Below are 21,232 nucleotides of genomic sequence, written 5' to 3'. Positions count from 1 at the left end.
GTAGCTATAACCTTCACTATACTGTTGTTAAACTGTTGCTAAAAAAAATTACAATGCACCACTAGCAAATCCCAAATATCATATAATTCAAAAAAGATTGATTACCTTCCTGATACCATATTACCTCAATAAAACAGACAAATAACGTAAGTATTCAGCTATTAGCTGACCGCTGTTCGTGCAGCATCCGCAGGAAATGTTTACTAAATAACAAATAATTTTTTGGAAATATTTCTAATAACCTTGGTAAGATATTTAAATAACTATTATTAATATAGCTATATTGTGATTGCAATTTACCCAGGCAGTTTTGACCCTATTACCCTCGGTCATATAGATATTATTGAACGGGGGTGTAGGCTTTTTGAAAAGGTTATTGTGGCCGTACTGCAAAATCCCAGTAAAACTCCTTTATTTGCCATTGAGAAACGTTTAAATCAAATTCACTATTCCACAAAACATCTATCTAATGTGGAGGTAGCCAGTTTCGATGGTTTAGCGGTAAACTATGCAAAAATGCGAGAGGCTAAAGTCCTAATCCGAGGTCTACGAGTTCTTTCAGATTTTGAAAAAGAACTTCAAATGGCCCATACAAATAAAACCTTATCATCTGAAATAGAGACAGTTTTTTTGGCTACCTCTAACGAATATAGCTTTCTAAGTAGTAGTGTAGTTAAAGAAATCGCTATTTTTGGTGGATCTGTAGATCATCTTGTTCCTCAGCACATTGCTATTGATATTTATAGATGTTACGACAAAACTCAGCCAATATTAAATCAGAAGTAAGTGGACAAATTGATATCCAGGGAGAATTAAATCGACTGGAAGAAATTATTCTTGATCGCCCTAGAATTCCCTTTATAGGATTTCTGATTGATGAAAAATAACTACTCGAACCACTAGAATATAGTGTTTCTGAGTTTAGAAGGACACTAGTTCCGCTACGCGGAAGTCAAAATTCAGAAGTCAGAAGTCATAAGTATTGATTGGTAAGGCTTTTAGGATTTTGTAACTGGTCATTTATTTCCGCCATTTTGCACTAGATTGTTTCTTATACTTTAAAGATAAAATCCCGATCGAATTAAAAGTAAATGGACAAAATATCTAAAATCAACTTACCGAATAATTAAGGTTTAAAGTCTCTCCTTTCAAGGAGAAACAATGAATTAATTTTCCTTTGAGTTAATCAATTCCGTTTTCAAAGAGAGGTAATTATTAATTATTAATTATTAGTTATTAATTGTTGAACAGTCCTTTCCTTGGAGTCGATATCCAGCAATAATTAAATTGATTGGAGGAGATTATTCTTGATAGTCCCAAAATTCCCTTTATGGGAAGCATTTATAAAGACAAGTTATTAAATCAGTTAGATAATGTTACGACAAAACTCAGCTAAAGCTAATATTGAACCAGAAGTAAGTGGACAAAATATCGAAGGTGAAACTGCCAGCAGCTCCCCTGGAGTTGATATTCAGCGAGAACTAAATCGTCTGGAGGAAATTATTCTCGATAGTCCTAGAATTCCCTTTGTAGGGCGTACTTTGATCGATGAAGAACAATTACTAGACCAGTTAGATATAGTACGTCTGAATTTACCAGTTGCTTTTCAGGAAGCAGAAATGATTGTTCGGCATAAAGATGAAATTCTTCAAGAAGCGGAACTTTATGCGGAAGAGATTATTGAAAATGCTGAACAACAAGCTTCCCAAATTTTAAATGAAATGGGTCTTGTTCAGCAGGCAAAGGTAGAAGCAGATCAGCTCAGAAATCAAGTTCAACTTGATTGTGAAGCTATTCAACAAGCTACTATTGCTGAAATTGAACAAATTCGCTATCAAACTCAACAAGAGTTGGAGGAAATGAAGGCAAGAGCGATCGCAGAGTGTGATGAAATTCAAAATGGTGCAGATGACTATGCAGATCGTGTTCTGGATAGTATTGAACAGCAGTTAACTGATATGCTCAAGGTCATTCGCAATGGTCGTCAACAATTAGAAGGAGATGAAAATATACCACAACCACTAAATCCTACTAATAATTTATAGGAAAAAGCTGAATAATTAATAATTAATAATTAATAATTAATAATTAATAATTACCTCTTCTTTAAAAGAAGAAGATTGACTCAAAGGATTTATTTTTTTTTATCCCCTTAAAATAGTAGGCTTTAAAGCTGAATTTTTCGGTAAAATTTAGATTGAGTTCATTAAAGCAATTAAGCTCTTTCTTGAGTCAAAAGTACTTTGACCGTCTTCAGTAAAACTTGACAATCCAGAGCTAAAGACCAATTATTTATATATGTCATATTTAGGCGGAAGGCATTCTCAAAGTTAAGAATATGAGAACGACCTGATACTTGCCACAAACCTGTCACCCCTGGCAATACATCTTGTAGTATAAAATGATGTGGCTTAAAATTTTCGATGTCTTTTGGTTTAAGAGGGCGCGGCCCTACCAGACTCATATCACCTTTGACTACATTAATTAACTGAGGTAATTTATCAAGGCTGTATAGCCGGAGAAACTTACCTACCTTGGTAATTTGCAAGTCTTCCTTCATGGCCCAGGGTACATCGTCCATAGTGTCATTTTTTCCCTCTAGCTCTTGAAGCAACTGATTTGTATTTAACACCATAGTTCGGAATTTCCATATTTTAAAGTGTTCCCCTCTCAGTCCAACCCGAGTATGCTTATCAATTATTGGACCTGGAGAATCAAGTTTAATTAAAGTAGCGATCGACAATAGAAAAGGAGCAGTTAACAACAGAAAAAAACTGGAAACTAATAAATCAAAACTACGCTTCACATAATAATCAACACCCACAATAGCTGGTGGACTTAAATGAATTGTTGGCATCCCACCAATCATTTCTATTTTTGGAATTTGACTGGGAATGGTCAAACTAAATGGCAAAATCCGCAGATGAATACCGGCTGTTTTTAGACTCCAATAAAATTCCATGTGGTCTGGTATTGACCGCCAAGAACAAACAAAAATTTCTCCCACTCCTTGCTCAGACATATATTCTAAAATCTCTGGCCAGCGGTCGCAATTTTCTTTAGTAGATAAATCTATTTCTCCTAAGATTTCATATTCTTTATTACTGACTAATTTTAGAGCAATTTTCGCTACTAAAGTATCTTGGGAAGTACCTACTAAAAAAATTTTACGAGTCAGGGTATTTTGTATGCGAATAACTATGATTATTGCTTCTGAAATTAGACGACCTACCAATACAAATATGAGATTAAATAGCCATGCTAGTACAAAAGTAGAACGAGAAAAAATTGATTCTGGTTGGTATAAAAAAGCCAGTAATAGTAAAATTACTTGAGCAAATGTCAGACTTTTTACTAAGCCAAAAAACTGACAACGATTTTCGCGATTGCCATACAAACTAGCAGCAGCTATACTACTTAGAGTAATTAATAAAATTAGCAACAAAAATACTGGTTGATAAGCATAAGTTCCGACTACATCTGAGCTAATTGAGTAAGCCTTTTTCCAAGCAAGAGATACAAGAATTGCATCTAGAAGTACAAATCCAATGGTACGCAACCAGAAAATCTTGATTCCACGACTTAGACTAACAACTTTATTAGGCACACCTTGCTCTCGTTTACTATTTTTTTGAGTATCAGAATTTATGCGCTTTTTTGAGTACAGCATTTTTTTCTTGCCTATTCTATCTTAACATTCTCGATGATACGATTGGAAAGGCAGAGGGCATAAGTGCCTTCGTTTATTGAAGAAAATTAATTGGCTTTGCTTACATCTTGCCGATTTTATTTTATCAAGATGTTGCGAGAAGACCCGCGCTCTCCTCCAAGGGAGCGTCGTATGGGAATCGCAATCAATGTTGATATTTCATACACAATGTAGTATCTGCTAAAACATAGCCATGTATCTTGACTTACTAAATCACAATAAAAGTCATTAGATTTATTAGATAATTTAAGCATTCCTACAAGATTTTACCCAGTAAATGCAGATAGAAAATCAAACGTATCTCTTGTACAACATACATTGTGCCGTTTTTTCAAAGGGGAAGTTCAGGTATAAAGCCTCTCCATTTATGGATAAAAAATTATGGATAAAAAAGAGGTCGTTTTGCTACGCAATATATAAGGCAGAGTGGCTCTGCAAGAGCGAGTCTCCTCGCCATATCCAATCTACCAAGAGAAGAAAAAAACCTTTTAAGCAAATCTTCTTCTTTTCAAGGGAAGGTAATTATTAATTGTTGAATAGTTTTTTCTGAATTGCCACTCGATAGTGTAAATTCAATTTACCATTTTATTTAATTTATTTCGCGTTCATTTATGCTTGATTTTAACTACTATAAAAAAACTATAAATTCACTAATTTTTTGTTATCTGGTAGCATTGCGTTGTAAAGCAGTGATTCGCTGAGAATTGGCAAATACACCTTCTCCTTGCATTTGATTTATTGGTGGTTTGATTTCAATTTTCATCACTTTTTCTGTAGAAATACAAACTGTTTGATCTATTAAATGAAAAGTTATCCAAGGTTCTTGAAGTAACTGTGGTAACATAGCTTGAAACTGTTGAGAATTTATTGGTAAACTAAAGGTCTCTGAATGACCGTTGATATAATAAAGTATTATCTCTGTACTGCTTTCTTGAGCGTATTGTGCAAATGAACCTTTCATTGTTTTTATTCCTCAATTTATTAATTGTGCAAAAGTTTAGTTTTAGTTGATACTATGACTGTTAGATATTTTTATAAATTTGACTGTATCTACTTCTCTCTTTAACTGTTTTACCTCAAGAATAAAGTTAATTTAGATGAACACAAATACTTGTTAAGATCAAATTCATAATAAGTTACATAAAATAAAATTTTGATCGGAGTTGACTGTAGATTAAAACATAAGTACTTAATGATTTTATCCTGAGTTCTGAGTTCTGAGTTCTGATTCTGTTCGGCATCACATGAAATTAATATAAATATAATAAACGAAGGTAGAAAGCAGAGAGCAGAAGGAAAATCGGATGAGGTTTTATCTCCCACAAAATTGTAGGCAAAGTGAGTGATGGCCGGGCTTTACACCTTTGTTCTCTTCGGTCACTGGCAGAGTTCAGGAGTCGGAATTCCCTTTCCTACTGAATGCTGCACAAACTGCATCAGTGTCTCCTGCACTTTGCTTTGATAAATTATCACAGTTAAACCATATTGAAAAAATATTTATTACATAAACAGTTTTAATTTTAGTCGCCAATCAAAATAATTGCATAAATAAAAATTTTATGATTTATCATTACCTCCGTGTTAACAGCTATCAACTCTAGTTGAAGTTCCTTTTTAAATATAATTTATTTCGACTTATAGCTTAATAAACCAAATGCTGAACACTGTTTATATAGTTAAATATTCATTCTGGGATTGATACTTGATTATAGATAATTAAATACTTGATGATGGAGTATAATTTTTTTCAGTTCCACAATTAATCTGTCAACACTATATATAATATATACTCAATTATATTCCTCTTACAATAGCCAGTAAAAAAGTTAATAATCTGTAAGTATAAAATTTATAAATTCAAAAAAAAACATGAAAACTTCTCAGTAAAGCCTGACAACTATAACAAGATTTGCCTATACTCAATAGAATTGACTCTAATCTAGCCTTAGTCGCCATGATTAAACAGACTGACACCTCCCAATCAACAACATTATCCCTAAATATTGCTCCAACTCGAATTATTCGGGGGAAAAAGGCTCTAGCTCAATCAGGAGAAGCGATCGCCCATCTTGGAGCTAATCCCTTGATTGTAGGAGGCGATCGCTCCTTGGATATTATTCAACCATACCTTGGGCCTTTACTACAAAATCATCAATTAAAATTTACTCAGGCCAGCTACAGGTCGGACTGTAGTGAAGCTAGTCTAGCTCATCTTCGCCAAATCGTCACAACTAAAAAAGCAGACCTCATAATTGGCATTGGTGGTGGCAAAGCCCTCGACACAGCCAAACTCTTAGCCCACCAATGTCATTTACCTATAGTCACAATTCCCACCTCAGCAGGCACTTGTGCAGCTTGGACTGCATTATCAAATGTTTACTCAGACCAAGGCGCTTTCTTATATGATGTTAGTCTAGCTAAATGTCCAGACCTGCTAATCCTGGATTATGGTCTTATCAAAACTGGGCCTTCCCGTATCTTAGTAGCTGGTATTGGAGATGCGATCGCCAAATGGTATGAAGCCTCAGTTAGTAGTGGCCATTCAGAACAAACTATGACCATTGCTGCTGTCCAACAAGCAAGAGTGTTACGAGATATTCTCTTCCAAAAATCAACAGTAGCTTTACAAGAACCTGGTGGAGAGACTTGGCAAGAAGTTGTCGATGCCACAGTTTTATTAGCAGGTTTAATTGGAGGTATTGGTGGTGCTCAATGTCGGACTGTGGCTGCTCATGCCGTTCATAATGGCCTAACTCATTTGTCAGCAAGTCATGGTACATTGCATGGAGAAAAAGTTGCTTATGGTATATTAGTCCAACTAAGGTTGGAAGAAATGCTACAAGGCAACCAACTAGCTATAACTGCTAGACAGCAACTGTTAAAATTCTATAATGAGATTGGTTTACCAAAAACATTGGGTGACTTAGGGTTAGGAGAAATTAGTTTGTCTGAATTATGCCGTGCTGCTGAAGTTGCTTGTCATAGCAATTCAGATATTCATCGCTTACCATTTAGAGTGATTCCCGAGCAATTAGTAGCAGCAATGGTTTCAACAACAGTCCCACAAGAGCCAGAGAAACAAAATTTAGGAATTGATGCCTATGCAGATATTACGGCTAATTTCTGAACATTGAAATCTGATATTTTGAAAAAATAGTTTATCTTAGGTAGTCTCACTTTTACCGAATAATTAAGGTTTAAAGCCTCTCCTTTAAAGGAGAAACAAGACAAAATTTTCCTTTGAGTAATCCTCTTCTTTTCAAGGAGAGATAATTGTTAATAATTAATTATTAATAATTAATTGTTAATTGTTGAACCACCTATTTCCAGCTTCAACTTGTAATAAATATGGATTGGATTAATCCCGCAAACAGGATACAAGCACTACCACCTTATGTTTTTGCCCGTTTAGACGAACTAAAAGTTCGTGCCCGCGAACAAGGGCTAGATTTAATTGACTTGGGAATGGGGAACCCTGATGGGGCGACTCCTCAACCTGTGGTGGAGGCCGCCATCGTAGCTTTACAAGAAGTAGCTAACCATGGTTATCCTCCCTTTGAAGGTACTGGTAGTTTCAGGAAAGCAATTACTAATTGGTATTTCCGTCGTTATAATGTGAAACTTGATCCAGAAGGTGAAGCTTTACCACTTTTGGGTTCTAAGGAAGGTTTAACTCACTTAGCTTTGGCTTATGTGAATCCAGGAGATTTAGTTTTAGCACCTAATCCTGCATATCCTGCCCATTTTCGTGGTCCTTTAATTGCTGGAGGTAAGATTCATAGCATTTTACTGAAACCAGAAAATGATTGGATTATCGATCTAGGGGATATTCCCGATAGTGTTGCAGAGCAAGCGAAGATTCTCTATTTTAATTATCCTAGTAATCCTACAGGAGCTACTGCCCCACGAGAATTTTTCCAGGATATTGTCACTTTTGCTAAAAAGTATGAAATTATGCTGGTTCACGACTTATGTTATGCTGAGCTAGCTTTTGATGGTTATCAGCCTACAAGTTTATTGGAGATTCCTGGGGGAAAAGATATTGGTGTTGAGTTTCACACTATGTCTAAAACTTATAATATGGCTGGTTGGCGAGTAGGCTTTGTGGTTGGTAATTCTCGGATAATTCAAGGGTTACGCACTTTGAAAACTAATTTGGATTATGGGTTGTTTGCTGCTCTACAGTCTGCTGCTGAAACTGCTCTACAGTTACCGGATGAATTTTTATATCAGGTTCAAGAACGTTATCGGCAACGTCGAGATTTTCTGATTGAAGGTTTAGGAAAGTTGGGTTGGAATGTACGGAAAACTCTGGCAACTATGTATTTATGGGTACCTTGTCCACCAGGAGTAGGTTCCACTGATTTTGCTTTGTCCGTATTACAACAAACTGGAGTTGTTGTGACTCCTGGAAATGCTTTTGGTAGCGGAGGAGAGGGCTATGTTAGGGTTAGTCTCATTGCTGAATGTGAACGTTTGGGTGAAGCATTAAGTCGGTTTCAGCAGGCAGGCATTTCCTATCATTGAAGCAAGCCAAATTTTATATGATAAGAAGAAAGACTCTAGCTTCATTAGCTGAGTCTTCGATTTTTACTATTATTTTCTCTGGATTTCTGAATACTTACCGAATGTAAATGGCGATTTTCGGAGTGGCTCTGATAAGAGCGGGTCTCTTCGCCATATCCAATCGACCAAGAGAAGAGAATAATATTTCCTTATATTCAATTCCGTAACGGTTTTAACCAGAGATAATTATCCATTATCCATTAATGAACACCAAGTACAGTTCAAAACTTGGAGTTGCACATTATCAGGAAAGGCACTAGGGCAGAAGGCAGAAAGCAATTCTGACTTGCATAAATGCCTATAACTGAAGGGAACAAGGGTATAAAACCCCATCCAATTGTTCTTTCTGCCCTTTGCCTTCGTTCATGGAATTATTGCCAAAAATTAGTTTAGACTTTGACTAAAAAACCTATACTTCAATTATGCTAGCAATTATCAAATCCAAGATGCAATTCAATCAAAAATCTCAAATCATTTAGTTACTATGCAACACCTATTTTTGACTTCAACTTTAAAGTCTGCTTTCAGATATTCCTGAGTATGGTATGTTTTTTCTCACACGTTTATGCCTACACCAAATACATTAGACTTCTCCAGAAATAAAATATTCCTACTCAGCAAGCTTTTTAGATAGGTTATATATAGTCCATTTAATGAGCGCTCAAATAGCCTCTACTATCGATTCAGATCGAGTTTTCCTATTTTTCCCGATTCCTGTTCCCAGTTCCAGTGCTCAACATTTCTGCATTTTTTTTCACGCCTATGTCTATTTGATGCGGGCATTATAGTAACGTCTTTGATAAGTTAGTAGTTGTTGCGAGAGAACTTACGATTATTGCCACCACTGTAGTTACCACCACCCTTATTTTCTCGTGGTTTGGCCTTATTGACTCTCATGTCACGACCCATCCAACTTGCACCATCCAAAGCTTCAATTGCTTTTTCTTCATCCTCCTCGTTTACCATTTCCACAAATCCAAAACCACGCACTCGACCTGTTTCACGGTCTATAGGTAAGTGAACTCTTGTTACCTGTCCATATTCAGCAAATACTGCATTTAAGTCCTCTTGCGTGACATCGTAGGATAAATTACCCACATATATTGACATAGACTGTCTCCCAAATCAGTTAAAAATTTAAAAAGAATAAAACTCGGAGACAAGTCTGTAAAGAAAAACTGGAAAACGCCCATCGAACTTAAACAGATCCTCGAAACCGATAACACATTCTATTATATCACAAGCTTGATTTTGCAATAGTAAAATCAAGAAAGTTTGGCTCAGAATAGAGCAGGCAAAAGGCAGCAGCCAATCTGTGGGAAAAATATTTCTCTGTCTTCAGGTTTATTATCAGTCTATTTTCTAACCAACCCATTCTTTGCTATAGATTTGTATATAAGAATCAAGCAAGTTTTTATTTCTTTATATACTTTAATAATTTCGCCTCTCTAAAAATCAAAGGGCATCTCTAGAAAAGAGGAAGTAGGGAGTAGGGGGACAGAATAGTTGATTTGATTTTTTATTATTAGAGATATCTTAGAGATAATTAAATCTCAAGGCAATATCAAGACTTGATAAACATTAAGCAGACTCATGCTGCTTATGCCAAGTTGGATGCCATAACAATTCAGCAGTGGATCTTTTTTCTACCATTTCTTCAGTGATAATACAACGAGTTACATCTTTACGGGATGGCAACTCATACATTACCTCTAACATTAACTCTTCTAAAATGCCTCGTAATGCTCTAGCTCCTGTTTTGCGTCTATATGCTTCTTTAGCGATCGCCCTGAGAGCTTCTTTCTGAAATTCTAACTTAACATTATCCATCTTTAATAATTTTTGATACTGTTTAACTAGAGCATTTTGTGGCTCAGTTAATATTTTCATTAATGCCGTTTCATCTAATGGGTCAATTACTGTTAATACTGGCATTCGTCCAATAAATTCTGGAATCAAACCAAACTTAACTAAGTCATCTGGTTCTATACTTTTGAGTACATTAATATTACGTTTTTCTTTTGACTGTAAAGCTATATTATCTTTATTAAGATCTTCGGCCTGAATAAAGCCCAATGATTTTTTTCCCTGTCGTTGTTCAACTATTTTCTCTAACCCGACAAAAGCACCACCACAAATAAATAAAATTGAATTGGTATCCAGCTGAATAAAATCTTGATAGGGATGTTTACGTCCTCCTTGTGGTGGGACATTAACTATTGTCCCCTCCAAGATTTTTAATAAAGCTTGTTGGACTCCTTCTCCAGATACATCTCTTGTAATAGAAGTATTTTCACTTTTACGAGCAATTTTATCTATTTCGTCTATATATATTATTCCTCTCTGAGCCGCTTCTATATCAAAGTCTGCTACTTGCAATAACCTTAACAAAACATTCTCTACATCATCCCCTACATAACCAGCTTCTGTAAGGGTCGTTGCATCTGCTACTGCAAATGGCACATCTAGTAATTCTGCTAGAGTTTGGGCTAACAGAGTCTTTCCACAACCAGTTGGGCCAATTAATAAGATATTAGATTTTTGTAATTCCACATCAGGGTCAACACTGTTATCGGAATTATGATTTGTTTGACAACTTAGACGTTTGTAGTGATTATATACTGCTACTGACAGTACTTTTTTTGCCTGTTTTTGTCCAATTACGTGATGATCTAAGTATTGATTAATTTCTGTAGGTTTTGGAACTGCTTCTAAGGAAGGTTTGCTCTTACCTGAATAATTATTATTTGCTAATTGCGATCCGATTTGGTTAGCGGAAGTATCATCTTTTCTAGAGTTAAAAATTTCTTCTTCTAATATTTCGTTACATAGTTCTACACATTCATCGCAAATATAAACCCCAGGACCTGCTATTAACTTACGGACTTGATCTTGGGACTTGCCACAAAATGAGCATTTAAGATGAGAATCGTATCTGGACATACTTGTTTTCTTCCTTGATGATGGGGATCGTTTTTTCTGAGGAGTTCAAAAGCTGTTATTTGATATTTAGGAATTGAAAAATCCAGCAGATTAGTCATATTTAAGTCTGAATTTCACAACTTCTTGTGTTTATAGTTTCAACTCAACTCTGATTATATATATTTTTTAAGCATTTTAATTTTTCAATAGGATAATTGAAATAATTTACTATAGTAATTCCCATACTTGTAAGGTACAAAATTCGTAATTTTTAGGGAACAGGGGACAGAATATAAATCAAAGATAGGTGTATCTCACGTTTACGGAGAAACTCTATATGAGATTTATCTACTCAGAACGTTTAATAAGTATGAGCATCTGGCCTGATTATTTGAAACTCAAAAAATAAAAATAAGTTTGGTCTGAATCATTAACAATTGTAGCTTGGATTATGATTATATTATATCCACAATTTCTTAGTTTTTTGCATAATCTAGATTTAGATACTGACTAACTATATTTTTTTAAAAGATGTATTAAGTTGTATTAAGCAGAAAATGTTGAAAATTTTATAAAAATCAAAAATATTTTGAGTGAGAAGAGAAATATTGTGATATAGTTTTCAAACTATGTTGGTTCTAGCGAGGGTTAGTCGTTAGAAGTAAGGGGAAAGTTTGGTGTAAATCCAACGCTGTCCCGCAACTGTGAAATGAGTTTAGTAAAATCTAAAATTTCATTAAGCCAGAATGCCCACCAACATTATTAAAAATGATAATCAATACATCTGCGAGGTACGGATGAAAGATAGACATTACAAGCCTACCAAAAGTAGGATTGCTCATCAATTGCATAGAGTAAAAGTAATTTTCGCACTGGCAATTTTAATTTTTTTCAGCACAATAGAATCGGCAATAGCTCATCATCCAATGGATGGAAAAACACCAAGTAATTTGTGGGAAGGTTTTCTATCTGGTGTAGGACATCCAATTATTGGAATAGATCACCTGGCTTTTGTAGTTGCAGTTGGATTAATTGCAGTAGGAATCCCCAATGGTATATCAATAATAGCATCTTTTCTCGCTACAGTAATATTAGGAACAGGTATACATCTTCTCAGTATTGATTTACCTTTAGCAGAGATAGCGATCGCTCTATCAGTAGTTGCTTTTGGTACAATGCTAGTTCTCAAACAGAAGCTGAGTCTCCAATTATTAAGTATTTTTGCAGCTATTGCGGGTATCTTTCATGGTTATGCTTATGGAGAGGCAATTATTGGTGCAGAAATGACACCTTTATTTGCATATTTGTTCGGCTTTACAACGGTGCAGTTATTAATAGCATTATTGGTAATGAAATCTGCTGAATTAGTCAGTAATTCTTGGGAAAATAAATTCTTTCTTGTAATGCGCTTCCTGGGTTTGGCAATAGGTGCTATTGGAATGGTATTTTTCACCAGCGCCATATCTTAGTTAATAGCACAATTAAATTCCTGGAAATTATCAAAAAAACAAAATGTCTACGCCACAAATATTGTTTGTTTGTACTACTTGTGCGAGTGTTTGGAAAAATGGGAAACGACAAGGCATTAGTGGAGGAGAAAAACTACTTGATCGACTTTCCCAACAATATAAAAATTGGCATTTAAGGGATAGGTTTTCTATCAAGCCAATAGAATGTATGAGCGCTTGTAGTCACTCTTGTGCTATTTCTTTTGCTGCCCCTGGTAAGCACACTTATGTATTTGGAGATTTACCATCTCAAACAGAAGTTTTGTCAGAAGTATCAGCAGCAGTATTAGAATGTGCCAGTCTATATGATGCTAAATCTGATGGATTATTATCTTGGTCGGAAAGACCTGAGCAGTTAAAAAAAGGTGTTTTAGCTAGAATTCCACCATTGAAATAGCAGTCAGCACCTCAGCAGTCAGCTATCAGCTTATCAAGGTGTTTCATTAATTGATAATGGATAATTGATAATTGATAATTACCTCTGGTTAAAACCGAGAGGATTGAAAATAAGGAAATATTATTTCTTCTCTTGGTTGATTGGATATGGCGAGGGGACCCGCTCTTGACAGAGTCGCTCCGCTTTATATGTTGCGGAGCAAAATGCCATCCCTCAACCGCTTTTTTCCCCTTAAAAGGGGAGGCTTTAAACCAGAATAATTTAATTATTAATTATTAATTATTAATTATTCGGTAATGAATGGGGATTTTAATCATCCATAAAAAGCGCACCACGGGCTTTTTAGAATAAGCGTGGGGACTTAAACCCTTGGATTTTTAGCTGTTAACGCAGTTCCTCTGCAAGAAGCTAGCTAAATGCTGGTAATCAGAGCATTCCGGAACGGAAAAGCTAATAGCTAGTTAATTTCGTAAGTATTTCCTGCGGAATGCTTATAAAAAATCATCAATAAACAGTATTAAAATTTATGAGTGCAAAAATTCCCGTTACTGTAATTACAGGCTTTCTCGGCAGTGGAAAAACTACAACAATTCGCCATTTATTACAAAATAATCAAGGTCGTCGTATTGCAGTTTTAGTTAATGAATTTGGAGAAGTTGGCATAGATGGAGAATTACTACGTTCCTGTCAAGTTTGTGATGAAGAAGATGTCACTAATAACATTGTTGAACTAACAAATGGTTGTCTTTGTTGTACAGTGCAAGAAGAATTTTTTCCGACTATCCAGCAACTATTAAAACGCCGAGAAAAAATCGATAGTATTTTAATAGAAACTTCTGGTTTAGCATTACCTAAACCTTTAGTACAAGCATTTCGTTGGCCGGAAATTAAGACTTCTGCAACTGTAGATGGAGTTGTTACTGTTGTTGATTGTGAAGCAGTAGCAAATGGTACTTTAGTAGGAGATATTGATGCTTTGGAAGCTCAACGTCAAGCTGACCCAAATTTAGACCATGAAACACCAATTGAGGAATTATTTGAAGACCAGTTAGCTTGTGCCGATCTAGTGTTATTAACTAAGGTTGATATGGTTGATGAAGCTACTTCTGATAAAGTACAAAATTGGTTAAAGGAACAGTTACCTAAAACTGTAAAAATAGTTCCTTGTATTGGGGGAGAAATTAGTCCGGATGTATTGTTAGGATTTAATGCAGCAGTTGAAGATGATTTAGATGCTCGCCCTAGTCACCATGATACGGAGGAAGATCACGAACATGATGATGAAATTAATTCTGTTCATTTAATTTTAGATCGAGAGTTTGAACCGAAAGAGTTAGTAGAAAAGTTGAAAAAGTTAGCGATAAATGATGAAATTTATCGAATTAAGGGTTTTGTTGCGGTGCCAAATAAACCAATGCGTTTAGTTTTACAAGGGGTTGGTTCGCGCTTTGATTATTTCTATGACCGTCAGTGGCAAAAAGAGGAAGTTAGTCAGACTAAGTTAGTTCTAATTGGCCGTCATTTACAGCTAGAAAAAATTCAGTCTGAGTTGGGAAAAAAATTCTCTAATTAACTAGCTATCAGCTAGGGCACGGTTCAGCTATCAGCCTAAAAATTTGTGTATATAATTGATTGCTCTGCTGATTAAATCTCAAAGCACTGACATATAGAGGTTTTAGCCTTTAAAGGATTGAAAAAAGTGTCTGGTATCACGTTGAAAACTCTCAAAAACTTAGTATAAAAGGCAGGGGGGATAGCAGAAAAATCACGAGCGACAATATCAGACTATCTCTTAATTACAGCAGTTTTGGAGTTGATGAGGTACAAAATTTTAGGACTTTAGGGAGTATTAACCCACCCCTAACCCCTCCGGTGGACGGGAATTTGGCAGTAGAGAAAAAAGATTAATTTTCAAACGGTACCTCACTATCCGCGCAAAGTGCTGTAATTTCTCATTTCCCCTAATTAAGCTTTGCTGATTAATTCTCAAATAATTACCAGATAAAGGTTTTAGCCTTTTTAAGCATTAAAAAAGTACATGGTTTTCAGTTCTTCATGCTCAAAAAGGAGCGCATTTCTAGCGCATAGTTGGGCAAAAAAATTTTTCCCTACTCCCCCACTCCCCTACTACCTAAAAAAGACTTTTTCAGCAAAGCGCTGTAAATCTCAAAGTACTCTTTTGATAAAGATTTTAGCATTTTTGATTTGGTTGATAATATTTTGTTTTAGAGGTTTAAATTAGATGTAGTTATAGATTTATGTTTTTGGTTTTAATATTTTAAACTTTACCGTTTTGGTCTGATTTTTAAATGGGGAAATTTTTCTGACTTGATTAACGAGGTTTCAATCTTTTTAGGGGTTTTTTTCAATTTTGTGATATTCTATACTTGTGATATCATTGGCCTATTTTATATCTTGATTGAGTTTTAAGACTGTTAATTCCTATTTTAGCGTTGTCTTGTCCGATCTTTCTTTGAATTTTATTTGCTCAAAATGACTAATTTTTCTTTGGTCGTTTTTTGCTGTTTTGACAAAAAGTTGTTTGTGTGGTATGTAAAGGTAGTTTTTTCGATTTTCGGGAAAAGTTTTACGTTGAATAAAAAGTCTGGCGTATGGGCAAACAGCCCCAACTAACATTATACTACTCAGAGTTGGTTTGAAAATCCAAGCTCCTTTTCCTCTCTGCCCGGGGAAGTTTTTTAGAGCTTTAGAAGATGAAATGTTTGGCGATCGCAGTTTAGTAACCTGGGTTTTGCGAGGTAGTGAAGCTAAATCTACTGCTAATTTTTGTCTTGATTTTTTCATAGAATCAGACAACCTTTTAACAAACCGAATAAGCGGAACATACTTTCTCTAGGTTTCATAAATTTCAAATCAAGTACAAATGAGAATTTACTGTTTGACATAAGGGGAAAGTTCATCCCACAAATCAGGAAAATTAGCTTTAAAATAATCGGGTTTAGCTATTTCCATATCTTGATATTCAAACCCTGGAGCAACAGCTTCTCCAAGTAAACCAAATTCACCCTCTTCCAGTATTGCTGCTTTCCAATAATCTTTTGGTACTAATAGTTGAGGAACATGACCTTTAGTAACATCAAAGCCAAGTTGAAATTTTGATAATTTTCCGTTTAATTCAAGAACTAAATAAGTCACAGGAGAACCACCATGAAAATAATGAATAATATCTGATTTATTCTTATGGAAGTGGTCAACTGGACGGTTATCAGTAAGCATATAATAAATGGAAGTCAGTAACTTTCTTTCACCTCTTTTTATATCAGTATTTGTAGTTAAATTAGAACGATAGGTTTCTTGAAAATAACCTCCTTCAATATGTTCAACTAAAGATAGTTTTTCAATCAAGTCATACTTGTTCATTAATAATTCAACCTCCGAAAGTAATATAGATAAAATTAAATATTTACTTAGTTTTTACTTATAAATAGCTAAAATTATCAGCTTTTGATTTTAAAATTTACCTTGATTTTAGGATAAGTCTTTAGAAATGAATTAGTCAAAACTACTATGCCCAAAAATAAAAATAATATGTGATATTATCAAAATAATATAGGTCTAAAACCCCCCTTTTTAAGGCGCAATATTTTTGGAGCCTTGCTCAAATCCCCTAGTTCCCCTCCTGGGAGGGGCGGGTGTGGGTTAACTTCTAACTTCTGACTTCGTTAAGTTCGGCTGATTCCTTATAAATGACAGAGGGGTAAGGAGTTAGGAGGGAAGAAATAAGCAATAAATAAGAGGAGGAAAAGGAGGAAGTTTTTTATCACTAATTACCCCGACATGATATGAAAAAATACTTGTGAAAAAACTTTAGTAGTTATATAAAAATAATTAGGTAGGTCGGTAAAACTTCTTTTTTTTAGAATAAATATTCCGACCAAAATAACTACTTATTTATCATTACTAACTAAAGTTTTATGAAGTGACTAATTGTCCATAAGGAAGGGGAGAATTATCTTTATCACCCCCAATTTCAAACCAGTAGTGTATATGAGCTTCGACAAATTCCTCACGACTGATGGAACCTGAGCCATCTGAGTCGATACTGTCGAAAGCTTGGTCAGCATTGTCAGGCTGTTCTTCTCCAGTGTATATTGCCAGGTACTTTCGGTACTCTTCGCCAGATATTTCCCCAGAATGATCGGTGTCAATAATATCGAAGAAAAGCTCGTTTTTATGTCTGCCTACTTCATATATTTTATCTGGTGATTCAGCTAATGATAATGATACGGTTTTTGCAACATTAGTAATCAATTCTTCTTCACTAACTTGAGTGTTATTATCAACTGGTCCCCCTCCAGCAATAAAATACTGGAACAGAGAATGACACATCTCTCGAATTTCTTCATTCCTTGATGAATCACTTTGAAGTTGAATTAAACGATTTGCAATTTCTTCAAAATCGGAAAGGGTTAAAACCCCGTTTTTATCGACATCCATAAGTTTGAAGTAGGTCTTCATTCTGGCACGCCAAACAGTGGATGACAAAAATTTTTCTGTAGACATTTTTACTGATAATTAAAAAAGATTATATGAACTTCTTGATATTATCATTATCTATAAAGTTTGAGTTAATTTAGTCATATAGCAGAAGGAAAAAGGAAATAAGGAATAAGAAAAAGTATTACGTTTTTTGAGTTTTAAACTTTTTAACTGTCCGCGCCCTTTCCTTCGACTGCTATAATTGCTTATTAACTAATTGGTCGGCATAAACAGCTTAAATCTAAATTCTGCACTTCAAAACTAAGTATTAATAATAAAGTATTTATGCTTAATATTTTCCTGATGATTTGACTTTAATAAAGGTCAATAAAAATAATTAATGCGGATATATAAATAGGGCTTGCTGAAAAAGTCTTTTTTAAGGAGTAGGGGAGTAGGGGGAGAATTTTTTTGCCCAACTATGCGCTAAAAATGCGCTCCTTTTTGAGCATGAAGAGCTGAAAACCATGTACTTTTTCAATACTTAAAAATGCTAAAACCTTCATCTGGTAATTCTTTTAGATTTAATCAGCAAACCCTAAATATTCACTTATCTGCCATTTTTTCTACTTTTTCTCTTACAGATAACTGAAAACCTGACTTTAAAACTAAGATAAATCCTAATCCTGATAATATACAAACTACTATTGCTGCCTTCATAAATCCTCCTACAAATAAAACTGAAGCTGAGAGGAAAGTAAAACCAGAAAAACAAGTATAAATCAAAATTTTTAACGCTAAATTAATTCGTTTTAATAATCGATCATTTTCAATAGAGCGGACTCTAAATTGAATTTCCCCATCTTCAATTTTAGTTTCTAATTGACGGATTAAAAGTTCACTTTTACTAGGCTGCTGTAACTTATACTTAATAAAATCTCTTGTCTGTTTTGCCAACTCTCCTACAACTCTACCTCTACCTTGAGCAACAGTAATACTTTTCACAAAAGGTTGAGCGCAAGTAACCAAACTATAGTCAGGATCGAGTTCTCTAGCAATACCATCTAAAGTAGATAGAGACTTCAGAATAAAAATCATTTGAGAAGGCAAACGAAATGGTTGCTGCTCAAATAAAACATAAAGTTCTTCCTTAATTTCATCAAAATTATAAAAATCTACTGGTTTATCTGTAAAATTATCTAATAAAAAATTTACCAATCTTCTCACAGGCATAACATCTGGCATTGGCTCAATTAAACCAATAGTAATCAAAGTATTAAGCACCTGGTCAACATCTTTTCTGAGAATAGCAAAAAACGTTTTAATCATCTGGTCTTTAGTCAATGACTTTACCTCAGCCATCATGCCAAAATCATAAAAAATTACACCACCATTTAAACTAACAGCTAAATTCCCAGGATGAGGATCGGCTTGAAAAAAACCATCCAATAATAACTGCCTTAAGTAACAACAAACTCCTATTTGATTAATCCGTTTCGGGTTAATATTACAACATTCTAGTCGTACTTTGTCATTAATTTTAATTCCCGGTAAATACTCAAGAGTGATAACTTTTTCCGTAGTATAAGTCCAATAAACAAGAGGTACAATTATTTCCGGATAATCTTTAAAATTTTCCCGAAAACGGTCAGCATTTTTACCCTCATTTACATAATCAATTTCTTGATAGAGAATTTTAAAAAAATCATAATAAATAGCATCTAATTCATACTTCTTAGCCCAGGCAAAATACTTTTGACAAAAACGGATAACATTTTTAACAACTTTTACGTCCAAGTCAAATAAAGATTTTAATCCAGGGCGCTGTACCTTAACTACAACTTCCTCACCTGTTTGTAATTGAGCTTTATGCACTTGTCCAAGACTAGCTGCAGCAATGGGACGTTCTTGAAAATCTCGATACAGAGAATAAAGAGAGTTACCAAGCTCTGACTCAATAATAGCGATCGCTTCTGTTGTGCCAAAAGGAGGTACTTGATCTTGTAATTTTCCTAACTCCTCCACATATTCCTTCGGTAATATGTCAGCGCGCGTGGATAAAGACTGACCTATTTTGATAAAAGTTGGGCCTAAATCTAGCATAGTTTGGACTAGCCACTGAGCACGAAGCTTTCTCACAGAGGCAGACTTATTTTGAAATAAATTGTCCCACCATAAAAAGAAAAAAAATTTTCCGAAGGCACTAAAAACATCTATTTTTCTGGTTAGAGGAGAATATTGAGTGCGTTGCCAACGAAGGGACTTAGAAGCATCTTGAGTGAGCATACTATAAGTTATGTAAATCTATCCACCGTCCATTGATTGTAACTGGGAAACTAAAATTCCGGAAGATCGGTTATTTCAGTTGTCAGTATCGAGCTAAAAAAGAACAGCTAGCTCTCTTGACATTTTGTTACAGATTCTTACAGAAAAGTGCATTTCCTTTTTGAAAGAGAAGATTGGGAAAAAGTACCTTTTCATAACCGTATTTAGTCTAAATTATGTTAATGGTATTAAAACAAGGAAAAGTCTGATTATGTCTAGCGAACAAAGATCGAAACATCCCTTCTATATGTACGAGGCGATTTTTGCACAACCTCAAGCATTTACTCATGCAGCTAAACGCAATGAAGTCTTAATTGATAATTGCGCTACCCGTATAGCCTCCTGCGAGCGACTATTTTTAGTTGGTATTGGAACTTCACATCATGCAGCTATGGTGGGTGAATACTTAATGCATTTATATGGGGGAGACATCTTCACACAAACATTTCACTCATTTGATTTTGCCCTTTATAAACCCCGAATAACACCAAAAGATTGTGTCATTGGTATTAGTCATCGCGGGAATAAACTTTATACAGTTGAATCTCTCAAATATGCTCGCGAAGTAGGTTGTTACACAGTGTTAATTACCGGCGAAGGTGTAACTACTGAGGCTGTACAGAGCGATATCACCTTACCTACAGTTGCACAGGATAAGTCATCTGCCCATACTATTAGTTATACTGGTACAATTTCAGTCTTATCTACTCTTGCGGATCGTATTGGTTATCATCGTACTGGGACAAGTCTTCTATCGAAAAGTTTTCTAGAGCATGAACTTTCTGAGCTATTGTCTGTAGCACTAGAAACGGAGAATGAGATGGTACGCTTCGCCCACGAACAAGTCAATCGGCGACGTATCTGGTTAGTTGGTGGTGGCCCAAATGCTATTACAGCTTCTGAAATCGCCCTTAAAATTAAGGAAACTTCTTATTTGCAAGCTGAAGGTATGTCAATCGAAACAATGCTGCATGGGCCATTTCAATGCACTGAAGCAGAAGATCTCTTTATTTTGATTGCGCCAACTGGCCCAGCACAGAGGCGCGTTTTCGAGCTAGCCGGACTTATCAAAGAAATTGGTGCAGCCTATCTAGTAATTAGTGACGGGGCAGTGGAATCGCTGCATGCTAGCGCAACAGGGTGGGTTATTGTTCCAAAAGTTCCAGAACCATTCTGTTCTCTAACCTGCCTTGTACCACTCCAATTATTTACCTACTACTTAGCATTAGAGTGTGGAACAAACCCTGATGGATTTCGGCTCGAAGACCCACGTTTTGCGCGGGCACGCTCATTAATAGAGTTGTAGGAAAGGGTTATTTTTTGAATTTGCTAAAAAAATGATACAAATGATACAGAAATAAATAG

16 protein-coding genes and 1 riboswitch are annotated in these 21,232 nt (G+C 35.2%); of the genes, 8 read left to right on the top strand and 8 right to left on the bottom strand.

Going from position 1 to position 21,232, the window contains the following annotated elements:
• The first annotated feature begins 285 nt into the window (after positions 1-285).
• Entirely contained in the window at positions 286-786 is a 501-nt protein-coding gene (gene coaD / locus AC3DU7_RS00690) for a pantetheine-phosphate adenylyltransferase (protein WP_488037445.1), read from the top strand.
• Positions 787-1,373: 587 nt separating this feature from the next.
• Positions 1,374-2,045 (top strand): ATP synthase subunit B family protein, encoded by a 672-nt coding sequence (locus tag AC3DU7_RS00685; protein ID WP_488037444.1) that lies wholly within the window; start codon positions 1,374-1,376, stop codon positions 2,043-2,045.
• Between the two features lie 170 nt (positions 2,046-2,215).
• Here AC3DU7_RS00685 and AC3DU7_RS00680 read toward each other — a convergent pair whose 3' ends face one another.
• Together AC3DU7_RS00680 and AC3DU7_RS00675 are read right to left on the bottom strand one after the other, a co-directional pair.
• Positions 2,216-3,670, bottom strand: coding sequence for a sugar transferase (locus AC3DU7_RS00680; protein ID WP_488037443.1), 1,455 nt, complete (start codon positions 3,668-3,670; stop codon positions 2,216-2,218).
• Positions 3,671-4,370: 700 nt separating this feature from the next.
• On the bottom strand, positions 4,371-4,670 hold the full coding sequence (locus AC3DU7_RS00675; protein ID WP_488037442.1) for a hypothetical protein: 300 nt from the start codon (positions 4,668-4,670) through the stop codon (positions 4,371-4,373).
• 993 nt (positions 4,671-5,663) lie between these two features.
• On the opposite strand from AC3DU7_RS00675, the gene AC3DU7_RS00670 reads away from it, so the two are divergent.
• Complete coding sequence (locus tag AC3DU7_RS00670) at positions 5,664-6,836, top strand: iron-containing alcohol dehydrogenase (protein ID WP_488037452.1); 1,173 nt, start codon at positions 5,664-5,666, stop codon at positions 6,834-6,836.
• Between the two features lie 215 nt (positions 6,837-7,051).
• Positions 7,052-8,236 (top strand): aspartate aminotransferase, encoded by a 1,185-nt coding sequence (locus AC3DU7_RS00665; RefSeq protein ID WP_488037451.1) that lies wholly within the window; start codon positions 7,052-7,054, stop codon positions 8,234-8,236.
• 843 nt (positions 8,237-9,079) lie between these two features.
• On the opposite strand, the gene rbp is transcribed toward AC3DU7_RS00665, so the two are convergent.
• On the bottom strand, positions 9,080-9,385 hold the full coding sequence (gene rbp / locus AC3DU7_RS00660; protein ID WP_488037441.1) for an RNA-binding regulator: 306 nt from the start codon (positions 9,383-9,385) through the stop codon (positions 9,080-9,082).
• Positions 9,386-9,856: 471 nt separating this feature from the next.
• Positions 9,857-11,218: an ATP-dependent protease ATP-binding subunit ClpX gene (clpX, locus tag AC3DU7_RS00655; RefSeq protein WP_488037440.1), complete on the bottom strand. Its 1,362-nt coding sequence runs from the start codon at positions 11,216-11,218 to the stop codon at positions 9,857-9,859.
• A 595-nt stretch (positions 11,219-11,813) separates the two neighbouring features.
• A riboswitch (cobalamin riboswitch) is annotated at positions 11,814-11,969 on the top strand.
• Here clpX and AC3DU7_RS00650 point away from each other — a divergent pair.
• From AC3DU7_RS00650 to cobW, 3 genes are all read left to right on the top strand, one after another.
• Positions 11,944-12,666, top strand: a complete 723-nt coding sequence (locus tag AC3DU7_RS00650; RefSeq protein WP_488037439.1) for a HupE/UreJ family protein — start codon at positions 11,944-11,946, stop codon at positions 12,664-12,666. (Overlaps the previous riboswitch by 26 nt.)
• 43 nt (positions 12,667-12,709) lie before the next feature.
• A complete protein-coding gene (locus tag AC3DU7_RS00645) occupies positions 12,710-13,102 on the top strand; it encodes a DUF1636 domain-containing protein (protein WP_488037438.1) in 393 nt (130 codons plus the stop codon).
• A 526-nt stretch (positions 13,103-13,628) separates the two neighbouring features.
• Positions 13,629-14,675, top strand: a complete 1,047-nt coding sequence (gene cobW, locus AC3DU7_RS00640) for a cobalamin biosynthesis protein CobW (protein WP_488037437.1) — start codon at positions 13,629-13,631, stop codon at positions 14,673-14,675.
• An 869-nt stretch (positions 14,676-15,544) separates the two neighbouring features.
• Here the strand turns inward: cobW and AC3DU7_RS00635 are convergent.
• The 4 genes from AC3DU7_RS00635 to AC3DU7_RS00620 form a co-directional block, all read right to left on the bottom strand.
• The gene (locus AC3DU7_RS00635; protein ID WP_488037436.1) at positions 15,545-15,907 is read right to left on the bottom strand and encodes a hypothetical protein; all 363 of its coding nucleotides are present in this window, start codon (positions 15,905-15,907) and stop codon (positions 15,545-15,547) included.
• An 87-nt stretch (positions 15,908-15,994) separates the two neighbouring features.
• Positions 15,995-16,483, bottom strand: coding sequence for a cupin domain-containing protein (locus AC3DU7_RS00630; RefSeq protein WP_488037435.1), 489 nt, complete (start codon positions 16,481-16,483; stop codon positions 15,995-15,997).
• 552 nt (positions 16,484-17,035) lie between these two features.
• Positions 17,036-17,626: an EF-hand domain-containing protein gene (locus AC3DU7_RS00625; RefSeq protein ID WP_488037434.1), complete on the bottom strand. Its 591-nt coding sequence runs from the start codon at positions 17,624-17,626 to the stop codon at positions 17,036-17,038.
• A gap of 522 nt (positions 17,627-18,148) precedes the next feature.
• Positions 18,149-19,828, bottom strand: a complete 1,680-nt coding sequence (locus AC3DU7_RS00620) for an ABC1 kinase family protein (protein ID WP_488037433.1) — start codon at positions 19,826-19,828, stop codon at positions 18,149-18,151.
• 250 nt (positions 19,829-20,078) lie between these two features.
• On the opposite strand from AC3DU7_RS00620, the gene AC3DU7_RS00615 reads away from it, so the two are divergent.
• Complete coding sequence (locus AC3DU7_RS00615) at positions 20,079-21,173, top strand: SIS domain-containing protein (RefSeq protein WP_488037432.1); 1,095 nt, start codon at positions 20,079-20,081, stop codon at positions 21,171-21,173.
• The last annotated feature ends 59 nt before the right edge of the window (positions 21,174-21,232 follow it).

Source organism: Okeania sp. (genome assembly GCF_983059655.1).
Note: the sequence above shows the minus strand (reverse complement) of the source record. Positions and strands in the feature narration are given on the sequence as shown.